The organism is Pseudomonas sp. 05N432, from assembly GCF_056396945.1.
Genome location: NZ_JBFTMM010000001.1, coordinates 477,495 through 492,383, shown reverse-complemented (window position 1 = coordinate 492,383; position 14,889 = coordinate 477,495). Strand labels below are relative to the sequence as shown.

Here is a 14,889-nt window from a genome sequence, read left to right as displayed (position 1 = left end):
GCAGTCTCGCAACGCTCGGTCAGTTGCTGGAATGGAACCGGCAAAAGCGGCATTTCATACGGGTAAAAAAGGCAAACAGGTACAGGTCCGGCCGGGCCGGCAGAGAAAGTTCAGGCGCGCCAACGCCAACGGGCGTGGGCCTTGATGACTTGATCCAAGAGTTTGCTGACGATCAACACGGGGAAGGTCTCATTCATACGTTCTCGCACAGTAACTTAGCTGAGCAGAGGGTGCAATATGGCGCAGAGCAAGCAATCGATGCGGCCTTTAGCCATAGCTAAAACGCGAAAGTTTTTGGTACTGTCGTTCCGGTCACTACAACAATAAATAAATGGACTTGCTCATGATCAAACAGACGAAGTTTGTACCGCTCGCCAGTTGTGTTCTTGCAATGGCCTGCGCCCAAGCCGTTGCGGCCCCCGCCCCCTATACGAAATTCATTGTCTTTGGCGACAGCCTGAACGATGCCGGGCAGTTCGCCGATCCGGGCGGCCCCGCCGGCTCGACGTTACGCTTCACCAACCGTGTCGGACCGACCTACATGGACGGTAGCGGCGAGGTAAAAGCCGCTAACTCGACACAGTTGCTGGGGGGAAAGCTGGGGTTTTCACCTGACCAGACGGCCGCTTCGACCTCGGCGGTCCGCGCCAGTGAAGGCCTGCCAGATGGCAACAACTGGGCCACGGGGGGCTTCCGTACCGATCAGATCCTCGACTCGATCACTACCACCTCGGACACCGGAGAGCGCAGTCGGCCCGGTTATCTGCCGAGCAACAACTTTCGCGCTGACCCGAACGCGCTCTACTACCTCTCCGGTGGCGGCAACGATTTCCTCCAGGGCCGGGTAACCAGTCTCGACCAGGCCAGCGCTGCGGCTGATCGACTGGTCACTAGCGTGCAAACCCTGCAACAAGCCGGCGCCAGGTACATCATGGTCTGGTTACTCCCGGACATCGGTCTGACACCGGCGATCAATGGCAGCCCGTTCCAGGCCTTTACTTCCCAACTCAGCGCCCAGTTCAACACTGAACTGGTCAGCCAGTTGCAGCATGTCGACGCCGAAGTCATCCCGCTCAATATTCCGGTGCTGCTCAAAGAGACGTTCGCCAATCCGGCGCAATTTGGCCTGGCCACCGACCAGAATCTCACCGCAACCTGCTTCAGCGGTGACGGCTGTACCGAAAACGCCAAATACGGGATCAATAGCGCCACACCCGACCCGACCAAGCTGATCTACAACGACTCGGTACACCCGACCGAAGCCGGGCAACGCCTGATCGCCGATTACGCGTATTCCATACTGGCAGCCCCTTGGGAACTGACGCTGTTACCGGAAATGGCCCACGCCACCCTGCGTGCGCATCAGGATGAACTGCGCAACCAATGGCAATCCGACTGGGAAAACTGGCAAAACGTCGGTCAGTGGCGTGCGATTGTCGCCGGTGGCGGTCAGCACCTGAATTTTGACGATCAACGCAGTGCAGCCAGCGCCGATGGCAACGGCTACAACCTGAACATTGGCGGTAGCTACCGTCTCGACGAGGCCTGGCGTGTTGGCGTGGCTGCCGGTTTCTATCGTCAGAAGCTGGAAGCGGGCAACGACAACTCGCAGTACAAACTCAACACGTACATGGGTACGGCGTTTGCTCAATATCAGCAAAATCGCTGGTGGGCTGACGCGGCAATGACGGCTGGGCATCTGGACTACGACAGCCTCAAACGCAAGTTTGACCTGGGCGTCAACGAACGCGGGGAGAAAGGCGATACCAACGGCACGGTGTTGGCTGTCACCGCTCGCCTGGGTTACGACATCGCGCAGCAGGCAAGCAGCCCATGGCACTTGTCGCCATTCATCAGCGCCGACTACGCCAAGGTGCAAGTCGATGGTTACTCGGAGAACGGCAACGACTCCACGGCGCTGACCTTCGGTGACCAGAAGCGCACCTCGAAGCGCCTCGGCGTCGGTTTGCAGGGCAAGTATCAGATCACCCCGCAGACTCAGGTGTTCGGCGAGTTCGCCCACGAACGCGAATATAAGGACGACACCCAGGACCTGACCATGAGCCTCAACAGCCTGCCCGACAATCATTTCACCCTGCAAGGCTACACCCCGCAAACCAACCTGAATCGCCTGAACCTGGGCGTCAGCCAGAAGTTGACCCCAGACCTGGCGCTACGGGCCAGCTACAACATTCGCAAGGACGACGACTTCACCCAACAAGGCATCAACGTGGGTGTCAGCCTGGACTTCTAAACCGCTAGCCATAAAAAACGCGGCGCCCTCACAGGCGCCGCGTTTTTTTGGGTGCTCTCTGATGTGGCGAGCGAGCTTGCTCGCGCTCGGCTGCGAAGCAGTCGCCATGAAGGGGCCTGCTACGCAGGCCAGCGGGAGCAAGCTCCCTCGCCACAACAAGCTCCTTCGTTACAGCTCAGTCTTACGGGGTTTGCTCGGCCAGGGCCACGGCACGGAACATCGCGCGGCGCTTGTTCAGGGTTTCTTCCCATTCGAGCGCAGGCACCGAATCAGCCACGATGCCACCACCGGCCTGCACATGCAGTTCGCCGTTCTTGATCACGGCGGTGCGGATTGCAATCGCGGTGTCCATGTTGCCGTTCCAGGCAAAGTAGCCGACCGCACCACCGTAGACGCCACGTTTGACCGGTTCCAGTTCGTCGATGATTTCCATCGCGCGAATCTTCGGCGCACCCGACAACGTACCTGCCGGCAGAATCGCCCGTAGTGCGTCCATCGCGGTCAGGCCGGCTTTCAGCTGGCCGGTGACGTTGGAGACGATGTGCATCACATTGGAATAACGCTCGATGACCATTTTCTCGGTGAGTTTCACCGAACCGATTTCCGACACGCGACCGGTGTCGTTACGGCCGAGGTCGATCAGCATCAGGTGCTCGGCAATTTCCTTGTCGTCCGACAGCAGGTCTTCTTCAAGCGCCCGGTCGGCTTCCTCGTTGGCACCGCGTGGGCGGGTGCCGGCGATCGGGCGCACGGTGATCAGGTTGTCTTCGACCCGCACCAGCACTTCCGGCGAACTGCCAACGACATGGAAGTCGCCAAAGTTGAAGAAGTACATATACGGCGTCGGGTTGAAGCAGCGCAGCGCACGGTACAGATCGATCGGCGCGGCCTTGAAGTCGATGGACATCCGTTGCGATGGCACCACCTGCATGCAGTCACCGGCGAGGATGTACTCCTTGATGGTATCCACCGCCCGCTCGTAATCGTCCTGGGTGAAACTGGAACGGAACACCGGATCAGCCGCTTGCTGCTTGCTGAAATCCAGGCCGCGGCGTGGGGTGATTGGCTGACGGAGTTTTTCCAGCAACTCTTCCAGACGCGCCTGACCTTGTTCGAAGGCGTTGTCCTGCGACGGGTCGGCCAGCACGATGGCGTGCATCTTGCCGGCCAGGTTGTCGAACACCACCACCGCATCGGAGACCATCAGCAGAATATCCGGCACGCCCAGCGGGTCCGGGTTCGGGCACTTGCCCAGACGCTTCTCCACGTAACGCACGCAGTCATAACCGAAGTAGCCCACCAACCCGCCGTTGAAGCGTGGCAGACCGGCGATGGTCGGTACGTTGTAGCGCGCCTTGAAGGCTTCGACGAAGGCCAACGGGTCTTCAACCTCGTGGCTTTCTACTTCGGCGCCATCGACCGTCACACTGACATGGTGATCATGCACCCGCAGCACCGTGCGGCATGGCAGCCCGATGATCGAGTAACGGCCCCATTTCTCACCGCCCTGCACCGACTCCAGCAGATAGGAGTTGGGCTCGTCGGCCAGTTTCAGGTAGATCGACAGCGGCGTGTCGAAGTCGGCAAGGGTTTCGCAGGCAAGCGGGATGCGGTTGTAGCCGGCAGCGGCCAAACGCAGGAATTCTTCGCGGATCATGAGGTGCCTCGTGGCGTGAGGGTCTAACAGTCAGGTGTGCAAACGCGCCGGATAGCCGGCCAGGATCGAGTCAGGCGCGCCAACGCCAGCGGGCCAGGGCCTTGATGACTTTCATCCAGAGTTTGCGAGTGACCACCACGATGGAGTTTCCAGGAGGGGATTGGATAGCGTCGGGCAACGTTATCTCAGCGGCTGGATCCAGGCAACCGGGAATTAGCTTGCGCAGATCGTCAATCACCAGCGCCGGGGACTCTTCGGCAATCGGCCGGCCATGATTGTAGCCGTAACTCAGGGCTACGCACTTCACACCCGCAGCCTTGGCCGCCAGCACGTCGCTGCGCGAGTCACCGACAAACAACGATTGCGAGGCCGGTATGTTGGCCATTTTCATCACGAAAAACAGCGCTGCCGGGTCAGGTTTTTTCTGCGGCAGGGTGTCACCACCAATGATCCAGCGGAAGTAGCGGCCGATCTTCATCTGATCGAGCAACGGCGCGACGAAGCGCTCCGGCTTGTTGGTGATCAGCGCCATTTCGACACCCTGCTTGTGCAGCCACTTCAAGGTATCGCGTACGCCAGGGTAGACCACCGTCAGTTCATGGCCGTCCGCGTAGGCTTCCATGAAGATCTCCAGCGCGTGCTCGGCCTCGACATCATCGACACTCGCGTGATCGATATTGCCCGCCAGTGCACGACGGACCAGCACCGGCGCACCGTTGCCCACCCATTCGCGCACCGCGTCGAGACCGGCCGGAGCACGCCCGAGTTTGAGCAGCATGTTATCCACAGCCACTGCGAGGTCCGGCACCGAATCGATCAACGTGCCATCCAGATCGAACATCACCAGCCGCGGCAGATGCCCCGGGAACAACTGCTCAAAACCACTCATGGACGAGCCAGCGCCAGTTCGGAGCGCATCTTTTCAATCACTTCCTGGTAGTTCGGCGCATTGAAGATGGCCGAACCGGCGACGAAGGTGTCAGCGCCAGCGGCGGCGATTTCGCGGATGTTGTTCACGTTCACGCCACCGTCGATTTCCAGACGAATGTCACGGCCCGAGGCATCGATCAGCGCGCGCGCTTCACGCAACTTGTCGAGAGTGCCGGGAATGAACTTCTGCCCGCCGAAGCCCGGGTTGACGCTCATCAGCAGGATCATGTCGACCTTGTCCATCACGTACTTGAGCACGTCCAGAGGGGTCGCCGGGTTGAACACCAGGCCCGCCTTGCAACCGCCTTCGCGGATCATTTGCAGGGAACGGTCGACATGCAGCGTGGCTTCCGGGTGGAAGGTGATGTAGGTCGCGCCAGCGTCGATGAAGTCGCCAATGATGCGGTCTACCGGGCTGACCATCAGGTGCGCGTCGATGGGCGCGGTGATGCCGTACTTGCGCAGTGCCGAGCAAACCATCGGCCCGATGGTCAGGTTTGGCACGTAGTGGTTGTCCATGACATCGAAGTGAACGATGTCGGCGCCAGCGGCCAGAACGTTGTCTACTTCCTCGCCCAGACGGGCGAAATCAGCGGAGAGAATCGACGGAGCAATAGCGAAGGGCTGCATGACGCACCTTTTTTGAGCAGAATCACGATGGCGCGCATTGTATACCTCATGCTTTGACGCGCGCACCGTGACCGCGATGATTGGGTCTGGCCCTAGTAGGCCGCTCGATAGATCTTCTCGATATCGGCGGTGCTCAATTTACGCGGGTTGTTGCGCATCAATCGCTCTATTCCCGCGGCCTCCACAGCCATCGCCGGGATTGCATCTTCCGGTATGCCAAGGCTGTGCAGGCCTTGGGGAATTTCCACTGCGGCACAGAGTCGCGCCATGGCCTCGACCGCTTTATCCGCCGCCTCGTCAGCGCTCAACTGCGCCGTTTTCACCCCAAGCGCCTCGGCGATATCCTGCATGCGTTCGATGCACGCCATCTTATTCCAGGCCATGACATACGGAAGCAGCAAGGCGTTGCTGACACCGTGCGTCACGTTGAAACGTCCGCCCAGCGGATACGCCAAGGCGTGCACCGCGCCGACCCCGGCGTTACCGAACGCCATGCCGGCCATCAGGCTGGCAGTGGCCATGTCTTCACGGGCCTGCAGGTTCGAAGGATTGGTGTAGGCCTTGGGCAGTGCCTTGATGATCAGCTTGATGGCGCCAATGGCCAGTGCATCAGTGATCGGCGAGGCATTGAGCGACAGGTAGGATTCAACAGCATGCACCAGCGCATCGACGCCACTGGCGGCCGTCACGCTGCGCGGGCACGTCAGGGTCATTTGCGGACTGACCAGCGCCACGTCCGGCAACAGATAATCACTGATGATGCCTTTCTTCAGCTGCGCGACCTTGTCGGACAGTATCGCCACGTTGGTGACTTCCGAACCGGTACCGGCGGTGGTCGGAATCGCAATCAGCGGCGGGCCTTTGCGCGGCACCTGATCGATACCGAACAAGTCTTCGAGCGCACCGTGGTAACCGGCATAGGCTGCAACACTTTTAGCAATGTCGATGGCACTGCCGCCACCGAGACCGATCAGGCCGTCATGCCCGCCTTCGCGGTAGACGCGCATGCAGTCTTCAACGATGGCGATTTCCGGGTCGGGCAACACCCGATCGAAAATCTCGTAAGTACGTCCATCCAGTTGCGCCAGCGCCAGCTCCACCGTGCCGGACTTGACCAGCGCGGCATCGGTGACAATCAGTGGGTTGTCGACATCCAGACGGGTCAGCTCGGCGGCCAACTGCTCAATGGCGCCAGCACCGGTGAGCAGTTTGTGAGCAATTTTGAAAGAGGAAATACTCATGTGCGCAGCCTCTTATAAATAGGGGAGCTGGGCACAATAGTAGCTGGGGATTGGGGTTTGTCTGTTATTGCGCGAGCGAATGAGCAGACGCTCACAGAAATTCACCCTGTGGGAGCGAGCCTGCTCGCGATGACGGCCTGACATTCACTCTTGATGTCGACTGACAATTCGCTATCGCGAGCAGGCTCGCTCCCACAGTTGGTCGAGGCGTAGCGTTAAACCTGTGCGGTACGCAGTTTCTCGCTACGGCCACGCAGCCATTCCAGGGTCAGCAGCAGGAACACCGAGAAGGCGATCAACAGCGTCGCCGCGGCGGCGATGGTCGGGCTGAGGTTTTCGCGGATACCGCTGAACATCTGCCGTGGCAACGTCGCCTGTTGAGGGCCGGCAAGGAACAACGTGACCACCACCTCATCGAATGACGTCGCGAAGGCAAACAGCGCCCCGGAAATCACCCCCGGCGCGATCAACGGCAAGGTCACGCGGCGGAACGCCGTCAGTGGCGAAGCCCCCAGGCTGGCGGCAGCACGCACCAGGTTCTGGTTAAAGCCTTGCAACGTCGCCGACACGGTAATGATCACGAACGGCACACCCAGCACCGCATGCACGACGATCAGCGAGATAAAGCTGTTGCCGAATCCCAGCGGAGCGAAAGCCAGGTAGCTGGCCACACCGATGATCACTACCGGCACTACCATCGGCGAGATCACCAGCGCCATCACCAGCGCCTTGCCAGGGAAGTCGCCACGGGTCAGGCCAATCGCCGCCAGCGTGCCGAAGACCATCGCCAGTACCGTCGCCGCTGGCGCGACGATCATGCTGTTCTTCAGCGAGCGCATCCACTCGGCCGAGGCAAAGAAGTCCTGGTACCAGTGCAACGAGAACCCTTGCAGCGGGTAGACCAGAAAACTCCCCGAGTTGAACGACAGCGGGATGATCACCAGCACCGGCAGAATCAGGAACAACAGGATCAGCCCGCAGAGTGTGCGCAAGCTGTAGAACCACACCCGTTCGATGGGCGACACATAAGGACTCAGCATTTCGATTCTCCCCTTAGCTCAAGCGCAGGCGGCTTGCGCCTACCAGCCAGCTGTAAATCAGATAGAGCACGACGGTCGCCAACAGCAGCAGCCCACCGAGTGCGGTCGCCATACCCCAGTTGATGCTGGTGTTGGTGTAGAAGGCGACGAAGTAACTGACCATCTGATCGTTCGGGCTGCCGAGCAGCGCCGGGGTGATGTAGTAACCAATCGCCAGGATGAACACCAACAGGCAACCAGCGCCGACACCGGCATAAGTCTGCGGGAAATACACTCGCCAGAAGCTGGCGAACGGATGGCAACCCAGGGAAATTGCCGCACGCATGTAGGTTGGCGAGATACCTTTCATCACGCTGTAGATCGGCAGAATCATGAACGGCAGCAGGATGTGCACCATCGAGATGTAAACCCCGGTGCGGTTGAACACCAGTGCCAGCGGCTTATCAATGATGCCCATCGCCATCAACGCGCTGTTGATCAGCCCGCCCGATTGCAACAAGACAATCCACGCCGCCACCCGTACCAGAATCGAGGTCCAGAACGGCAACAACACCAGAATCATCAGCAGGTTGCTTTGACGTGACGGCAGGTTGGCCAGCAGATACGCCAACGGATAGGCCAGCACCAGGCAGATCGCGGTAATGACCAGGCCCATCCAGAAGGTCCGGGCAAAAATCTCGAGGTAGATCGCCTGATCAGGGGTAGCCGGGGCAATTTCGCCGAGGTCGTCGATCCGGTGATCGACCGCTGCCAGCAAGTAATACGGCGTGATGCTGCTGGTGTTGCGGCGTACCGCTTGCCAGTAGGCCGGGTCGCCCCAACGCTCATCCAGCGCTTCGAGTGCATCTTTATAGGAGGCCGGTTCAGTTTTGAACGGCAGCGCTCGCGCGGTTTTGGTCAGCAGGCTGCGATAGCCGGCCAACTCCATATTCAGTCGCTTGGACAGATCGCCCAGGCTTTGATTCTTGCGGGCCTCAAGGAGGTCTTCGCTGGCAGCCTTGAAGACCGGATCCGCCGGCAAGCCTCGGCCATCCCAGGTCGCAATGGCAGCCACGGTGCGCGGCATTCCGCCGACCACTTCCGGGTTACTGACACTTTTGTAGAGCAGCGCCACGATCGGCACCAGAAACACCAACAACAGAAACAGCACCAACGGCGCGATCAGGGCCTGGGCTTTCCAGCGGTTGACCCGTTCGGCATGCGCAAGGCGCTGCTTCAAGGTGCGATTGGTGCCCTCGTTCAGGGGAACGGCGATGGCCATGGCGAACTCCGAAATTCTTTGATCGTTACAGAGGCGGCGAACCGCCTCGAACTTTTAATACACACATCCACTGTGGGAACGAGCCTGCTCCGGGCGGCGTTCCGACGATGGCGGCATTACATTCAACATCAATGTTGACTGCCCCACCGCTATCGCGAGCAGGCTCGCTCCCACATTTGGTGGGTTGTGGTTACTTCGCAGCCCACGAGTTGAAGCGCTGTTCCAGTTGCTCACCGTTGTCAGCCCAGAAGCTGACGTCGATCTGCACCTGGTTGGCGATGTTTTCCGGGGTGGTCGGCATGTCTTTCAGAATCTCTTTGGACAACAGCGGTACGGCTTGGATATTGGCCGGGCCGTAGGCGATGTTTTCCGAGTAGGTTTTCTGCTGTTGCGGCATGACCGAGTACGCGATGAATTTCTTCGCGGCGGCGGCACGGGTTTTATCCAGGCCTTTTGGAATCGCCCAGGCGTCGAAGTCGTAAATGCCGCCGTTCCATACCACTTTCAGGTTGCTTTCTTTCTGTACGGCAGCGATCCGGCCGTTGTAGGCCGAGCTCATGACCACGTCGCCGGAAGCCAGGTACTGTGGCGGCTGAGCGCCGGCTTCCCACCATTGAATGCTTGGCTTGAGCTCATCGAGTTTCTTGAAGGCGCGGTCCTGACCGTCCTTGCTGGCCAGCACTTTGTAGACATCTTTCGGCGCAACGCCATCGGCCATCAAAGCGAATTCCAGGGTGTACTTGGCGCCTTTACGCAGGCCGCGTTTGCCCGGGAATTTCTTGGTGTCCCAGAAATCCACCCAACTGGTCGGAGCGCTTGCCAGTTTGTCGGCGTTGTAGGCCAACACGGTCGACCACACGAAGAAGCCCACGCCGCATGGCTGGATGGCGCCCTTCACGTAGTCTTCGGACTTGCCGAACAATGCCGGGTCTAGCGGCTCGAACATGTCTTCGTCGCAACCACGGGACAGTTCTGGCGATTCAACCTCTACCAGATCCCAAGACACGCTCTTGGTGTCGACCATGGCTTTGACCTTGGCCATCTCACCGTTGTATTCACCGGCGACAATCTTGCCGTTGCCCGCGGCTTCCCACGGTGCGTAGAAGGCCTTGACCTGCGCCGCCTTGTTCGCGCCGCCAAACGACACCACGGTCAGGTCGGGGCCGGCCATTGCATGGGCCGCGCCCATCATGCCAAGTGCCAGTGCTGTGAGTTTCAGGGATCTCAACATTTATTGTTCTCTCCACGTGCGGGTTGGTGTTGGTGAAGCCGGGGCGATCAGTTCGCCTCTAGAAGTGGGTCGAGCGCGCGAACGTGTTCGACCTGCCAGCCAAGCGGTACCACGTCTCCGACCGCCAGCGCCGGATCGAGCTCGGCGATTGGCTGTTTCACGAAGAAGTCGGTCTTGCCGCAGACTTCCAGGCGAACACGGACGTGGTCGCCCAGATAGATGAATTCCGCCACCCTTCCCGAGAAGCGGTTGACGCACGATTCGCTGGAACCATTGAGGCTCACGCGCTCCGGACGAATGGACAGCGTCACTGGCTCGCCGGTCTTGCCGACATTCACCGCCAGCGCTTCGACCTTTTCACCACGCCCCAGCTCAACCACGCAGCGGTCGCCGGTGTGGCTGTGCAAACGGCCGTTGAGACGGTTGTTCTCGCCAATGAAGTTGGCAACGAAGGTATTTTTCGGCTTTTCATAGAGCTCGCGCGGCGGCGCGATCTGCTGGATTTCGCCTTGATGGAAGACTGCCACGCGGTCGGACATGGTCAGGGCTTCACCCTGGTCGTGGGTCACGTAGACCACGGTCACGCCGAGGCGCTGGTGCAGGTGTTTGATCTCCATCTGCATGTGTTCACGCAGCTGTTTATCCAGTGCACCCAATGGTTCGTCCATCAACACCAGTTGCGGCTCGAACACCAGTGCCCGGGCCAAGGCCACACGCTGTTGCTGACCACCGGAAAGCTGCGCCGGATAACGCTGGGCGAACGCATCGAGCTGAACCATGCTCAGCACGCGCTTGACCCGGTCACTGACGTCGCTTTTATTCAGGCCACGGACGGTCAGCGGGAACGCGAGGTTCTCGGCCACCGTCATGTGCGGGAACAAGGCATAGTTCTGGAACACCATGCCGATGTCGCGCTTGTGCGGCGGCACGTTGTTGATCGCACGTCCGGCCAGCAGGATTTCGCCAGCGGTCGGTGTTTCGAAACCGGCGAGCATCATCAGACTGGTGGTCTTGCCGGAGCCGGACGGCCCGAGCAAGGTGAGGAATTCGCCTTTGCGAATCTCCAGGTTGAGGTCTTTGACGATCAGGTTCTCGCCGTCGTAGCTCTTTTGCACTCCACGAAAGCTGACCAGAACATCATTCGCTCCAGCGCTTGAATCGACCTCGCTCATACCTGCACCTTTGTATTCTTTATATGTAGGACTGCTGAGGACTAAGCCTAGTGGAGCCTGCCGACCGCGCAAATCGGGGTGCAGGAGAGAATCGCCTCAGCCGGATGGAAGGTTGACTGTAGGGATTCCCCTACAAGGATGGCGGGTTTTGGCATATGCAGCGGCATGCTGTTAGCTGCAAGCCGCAAGAGTCGGCAAAGACGGTCTTGAGAGATGTCGTAAATGGATATGCGTACGCGATCTCTGTGGGAGCGAGCCTGCTCGCGATAGCGGTGGGTCAGTCGACATCGATGCTGAATGACATGCCCTCATCGCGAGCAGGCTCGCTCCCACAGGGTATAGCGGTGTTCTTCAGAGGAGCTTGTGCTCCATCGCGTACTTCACCAGTTCGGCGAGGGAGGTGATGTTGAGTTTCTGCATCAGCCGCGCCTTGTGGGTGCTGATGGTTTTGCTGCTCAACGCCAGTTGCTGGGCGATCTCATTGACGTTGGCACCCTGGGCCAGGCGCTCGAACACCGAAAACTCGCGCTCCGAGAGCAATGAATGCAGCGGCCGCGAATCCGTCAGGCCAACCTCGAAGACCATTCGGTCCGCCAGTTCCGGATCGATGTAACGCCCACCCGCCGCGACTTTGCGAATCGCCGTCAGCAGCAACGCCGGATCGCTGTCCTTGGTGGCATAACCGGCAGCACCGACCTTCAGCGCACGAGCCGCCATTTGCGCCTCGTCATGCATCGACAGCACCAGGATCGCCGGTGGATTGTTCAGTGCGCGAATCCGCGGAATCGCCTCCAGCCCGTTGACCCCGGGCATGGAGATATCCAGCAATACCACCTCGCAGGGAATGTGGCGCAAGGTCTCGAGCAGTTGCTCGCCATTGCTCGCCTCCCCCACCACCAGTAAATCCTTGGCAAGGCCGATCAACTGTTTGATGCCTTCACGGACGATGGTGTGGTCTTCGGCTACCAGTACACGGATCACGCTTTTCTCCTCATTGATGGGTTAAGCGCCGTAAAAGACGCAGCCTGCGGCAGCTACTACAAAGGTACACCCACGGCGCAGGCGACTAACGTTCATCAATCCAGCGGCACACACACGCACAGGGTCGTGCCCTCGCCTGGCTCACTCTCCAGCGACAACTGGCCGCCCATGATCAGCACTCGCTCGCGCATGCCAACCACCCCAAAGGACGTTGGCCTGCCTTCGGGGGCGACAAAACCTACGCCATCATCGCTGACCGTCAGGCACAACTCGTCGCCTTCCAGCACCAGTGTCAGTTCAACAGTATGCGCCTGCGCATGGCGCATGACATTGGTCAGCGCCTCCTGAAGAATCCGGAACAGACCGATAGCCTTGGCGTCGCTGAGGGTCGGCAGGTTATCCGGAACTTGCACCAGACACGGGATCTGTGTGCGCGCTTCGAAACGCCGGGCCTGCCACTCGATGGCAGACGCGATCCCGGCATCGAGAATCGGCGGGCGCAAGGCCGTGGCCACGTCCCGCACCAGTTGGAACAGTTGGGCGATCAGGCGCTTCATGCTGTTGAGACGGTCACTCAAGCCTGGGTCGAGATCGGCGTAGGCCAGTTCGCACATCGAGGTTTCCAGCTTCAGCACCGTCAGCATCTGACCCAACTCATCGTGGACTTCCCGGGCAATCCGGGCCTTTTCCTCTTCCCGCACGCTTTCCAGGTGCGCAGACAGTTCACGCAGTTGCTCGCGGGAGCTAGCCAGTTCCAGCTCGATGCGCTTGCTCTCGCTGATGTCCCAGACAATCCCGTCCCACACGAATGCACCATCGTCGAGCCGGCGCGTGATGGCCTTGATCTCGGCCCAGCGCTGCTCACCCTGGCGGGTGAGAATCCGGCCTTGCCATGACCAGTCACTGTCAGTGTCCAGTGCGTGATCCTGGGTCTGGTGATAACTCGCCTTGTCATCCGGATGTACCAGACTGCGCAGGCCCATGTCGCGTCGGCTCAAGGTTGCCGGTGAATAGCCCACCAGGCTCTCGCTGCCCTCGCTGATGTAGGCAAAGTCGATCTGCCCGGTCACCGGTGCCCGTTCCAGGCGAAAGACCAGGCCCGGCACGTTGGCGGCAATCCCCTGCAACCGTGCTTCGCTTTCCTGCAAGGCAGCCAACGCCCGACGGCGCTCGGTAACGTCGTTGAGGTAAACGACCAGATACTCGCTGTCGCGAAACCGCAAAAAACTCAACGAAACGTCGGCCGGGAGAATGCTGCCATCGGCGCGTACGCAGTTGGTTTCGAAACTTTGCGGCGCGTCCTCGCTGGCCCGGGCACTCCTCCACAGGCTCAACCAACGGTCCATGTGCAACCCGGGTTCGAAGTCGATCAGTGGCCGATCAATGACGCCACCTGGTGCATAACCGAGCATCGCCTCCGCCGCACGGTTGGCGTAACGCACATGACTGTCCCAATTGACCCAGAGGATCCCGACCGTGCTTTGATCAATCGAAAACTGCGTCAGGCGCAACGCTTCTTCGCTGGCCTCGCGCAGGGCAATGTCTTCGCGGGCTGCCAGTAAACGCTGCTCAAGAGTATGTTGCTGACGGCGCTGCCACAGCACGACGGCCATGCTGCTGAGGAACAACACAGCCAACAACAGGCAAAGGTTTTGCCAGAACCCCGGCGACTCGCTCAGGCGCGGGTATTTGGGTTGCAGCCAGCTCGCATGCAACTGCTCAAGATCCTTGGCGGGAATCGCACGCAAGGCGCTTTCGACAATGCCGGCCAACTCCGGCCAGTCGCGGCGGGTCGCCACCCGTAGCAATTGCGGCAAGCCAATATCGCCAACCACCACCAACCCGGAGAATTCGGGTTCGATCGACAAACGGCTGAGTTGGGCTTCATCAACGACAGCGTAGCGGGCCTGTTGAGCCAGCAGCAGTTGCAGCGCCTCACGCTCCGTCGGCACGCCCTGCAAGTTGAGATTGCCGTAAGTGTTGCGTAGATAATCGGCAATCGCGCCAGGCATGCGCACAGCAACCCGCGAATGGCTGTCGAGTTTTTCCAGTTCGATGGCACCGGCGCCCTTCTGTTCGCCGACCACCAGTTGCGGCACACGCATGTACGGGTCGCTGAATTGCCATAGACGCAAGCCGGCGGGGGTTTGGGTCATACCCGGCGCGAGGTCGACTTCACCTTCGCGTACTGCGTCTTCCAGTTGCGCCACATCAGGAAAGTGGCGCCACGAGAACTCGATATTCAGCGAGCGGGCAACCCACTGCATCAATTCGATATTGGCTCCGGACAACCGCTGCAAGCGCCGGTCGTACTGTGCAAAAGGTGCTTGCAGCACCACCCCCACGCGCAGTTCGTTGTGCTCGGCGAGCCACTGGCGCTGCTCGACGCTCAACGGCGCCCCATGCGCAGGCAATGCCGGTGCCGCCCATGCCATCAAGGGAAGCCAGCAACAGCCGATAACCAACAGGCAGCGAAAACGCATCATCCGAAG

General features: G+C 60.0%; 11 protein-coding genes. 1 reads left to right on the top strand and 10 read right to left on the bottom strand.

The window, feature by feature from the left end:
• Positions 1–343 precede the first annotated feature (343 nt).
• Positions 344–2,254 (top strand): esterase EstP, encoded by a 1,911-nt coding sequence (estP, locus tag AC1DHT_RS02265; protein ID WP_427544813.1) that lies wholly within the window; start codon positions 344–346, stop codon positions 2,252–2,254.
• A gap of 181 nt (positions 2,255–2,435) precedes the next feature.
• Here the strand turns inward: estP and trpE are convergent, their stop codons facing one another.
• The 10 genes from trpE to AC1DHT_RS02215 all read right to left on the bottom strand — a co-directional run bounded on the left by trpE (position 2,436) and on the right by AC1DHT_RS02215 (position 14,883).
• A complete protein-coding gene (gene trpE / locus AC1DHT_RS02260) occupies positions 2,436–3,911 on the bottom strand; it encodes an anthranilate synthase component I (protein ID WP_427544815.1) in 1,476 nt (491 codons plus the stop codon).
• A gap of 70 nt (positions 3,912–3,981) precedes the next feature.
• Complete coding sequence (locus AC1DHT_RS02255; RefSeq protein WP_427544817.1) at positions 3,982–4,800, bottom strand: phosphoglycolate phosphatase; 819 nt, start codon at positions 4,798–4,800, stop codon at positions 3,982–3,984.
• Positions 4,797–5,471 (bottom strand): ribulose-phosphate 3-epimerase, encoded by a 675-nt coding sequence (gene rpe, locus AC1DHT_RS02250; RefSeq protein WP_019693907.1) that lies wholly within the window; start codon positions 5,469–5,471, stop codon positions 4,797–4,799. Before rpe ends, AC1DHT_RS02255 begins: the two co-directional genes overlap by 4 nt.
• 92 nt (positions 5,472–5,563) lie before the next feature.
• A complete protein-coding gene (locus AC1DHT_RS02245) occupies positions 5,564–6,712 on the bottom strand; it encodes an iron-containing alcohol dehydrogenase (protein WP_427544820.1) in 1,149 nt (382 codons plus the stop codon).
• 215 nt (positions 6,713–6,927) lie between these two features.
• Positions 6,928–7,752: an ABC transporter permease gene (locus tag AC1DHT_RS02240; protein WP_427533022.1), complete on the bottom strand. Its 825-nt coding sequence runs from the start codon at positions 7,750–7,752 to the stop codon at positions 6,928–6,930.
• Positions 7,753–7,765: 13 nt separating this feature from the next.
• Positions 7,766–9,013: an ABC transporter permease gene (locus tag AC1DHT_RS02235; RefSeq protein ID WP_054594301.1), complete on the bottom strand. Its 1,248-nt coding sequence runs from the start codon at positions 9,011–9,013 to the stop codon at positions 7,766–7,768.
• Between the two features lie 190 nt (positions 9,014–9,203).
• Positions 9,204–10,244, bottom strand: a complete 1,041-nt coding sequence (locus AC1DHT_RS02230; protein ID WP_123581184.1) for an ABC transporter substrate-binding protein — start codon at positions 10,242–10,244, stop codon at positions 9,204–9,206.
• Between the two features lie 47 nt (positions 10,245–10,291).
• On the bottom strand, positions 10,292–11,416 hold the full coding sequence (locus tag AC1DHT_RS02225; protein ID WP_054594303.1) for an ABC transporter ATP-binding protein: 1,125 nt from the start codon (positions 11,414–11,416) through the stop codon (positions 10,292–10,294).
• 351 nt (positions 11,417–11,767) lie between these two features.
• Entirely contained in the window at positions 11,768–12,397 is a 630-nt protein-coding gene (locus AC1DHT_RS02220; protein WP_054598191.1) for a response regulator, read from the bottom strand.
• Positions 12,398–12,492: 95 nt separating this feature from the next.
• On the bottom strand, positions 12,493–14,883 hold the full coding sequence (locus AC1DHT_RS02215; protein WP_427544823.1) for a PAS domain-containing sensor histidine kinase: 2,391 nt from the start codon (positions 14,881–14,883) through the stop codon (positions 12,493–12,495).
• Positions 14,884–14,889 lie beyond the last annotated feature (6 nt).

Bases quoted from the DNA above. Each gene is read 5' to 3' on its own strand.
- estP (WP_427544813.1), top strand. From the start codon at position 344: ATGATCAAACAGACGAAGTTTGTACCGCTCGCCAGTTGTGTTCTTGCA.
- trpE (WP_427544815.1), bottom strand. From the start codon at position 3,911: ATGATCCGCGAAGAATTCCTGCGTTTGGCCGCTGCCGGCTACAACCGC.
- AC1DHT_RS02255 (WP_427544817.1), bottom strand. From the start codon at position 4,800: ATGAGTGGTTTTGAGCAGTTGTTCCCGGGGCATCTGCCGCGGCTGGTG.
- rpe (WP_019693907.1), bottom strand. From the start codon at position 5,471: ATGCAGCCCTTCGCTATTGCTCCGTCGATTCTCTCCGCTGATTTCGCC.
- AC1DHT_RS02245 (WP_427544820.1), bottom strand. From the start codon at position 6,712: ATGAGTATTTCCTCTTTCAAAATTGCTCACAAACTGCTCACCGGTGCT.
- AC1DHT_RS02240 (WP_427533022.1), bottom strand. From the start codon at position 7,752: ATGCTGAGTCCTTATGTGTCGCCCATCGAACGGGTGTGGTTCTACAGC.
- AC1DHT_RS02235 (WP_054594301.1), bottom strand. From the start codon at position 9,013: ATGGCCATCGCCGTTCCCCTGAACGAGGGCACCAATCGCACCTTGAAG.
- AC1DHT_RS02230 (WP_123581184.1), bottom strand. From the start codon at position 10,244: ATGTTGAGATCCCTGAAACTCACAGCACTGGCACTTGGCATGATGGGC.
- AC1DHT_RS02225 (WP_054594303.1), bottom strand. From the start codon at position 11,416: ATGAGCGAGGTCGATTCAAGCGCTGGAGCGAATGATGTTCTGGTCAGC.
- AC1DHT_RS02215 (WP_427544823.1), bottom strand. From the start codon at position 14,883: ATGATGCGTTTTCGCTGCCTGTTGGTTATCGGCTGTTGCTGGCTTCCC.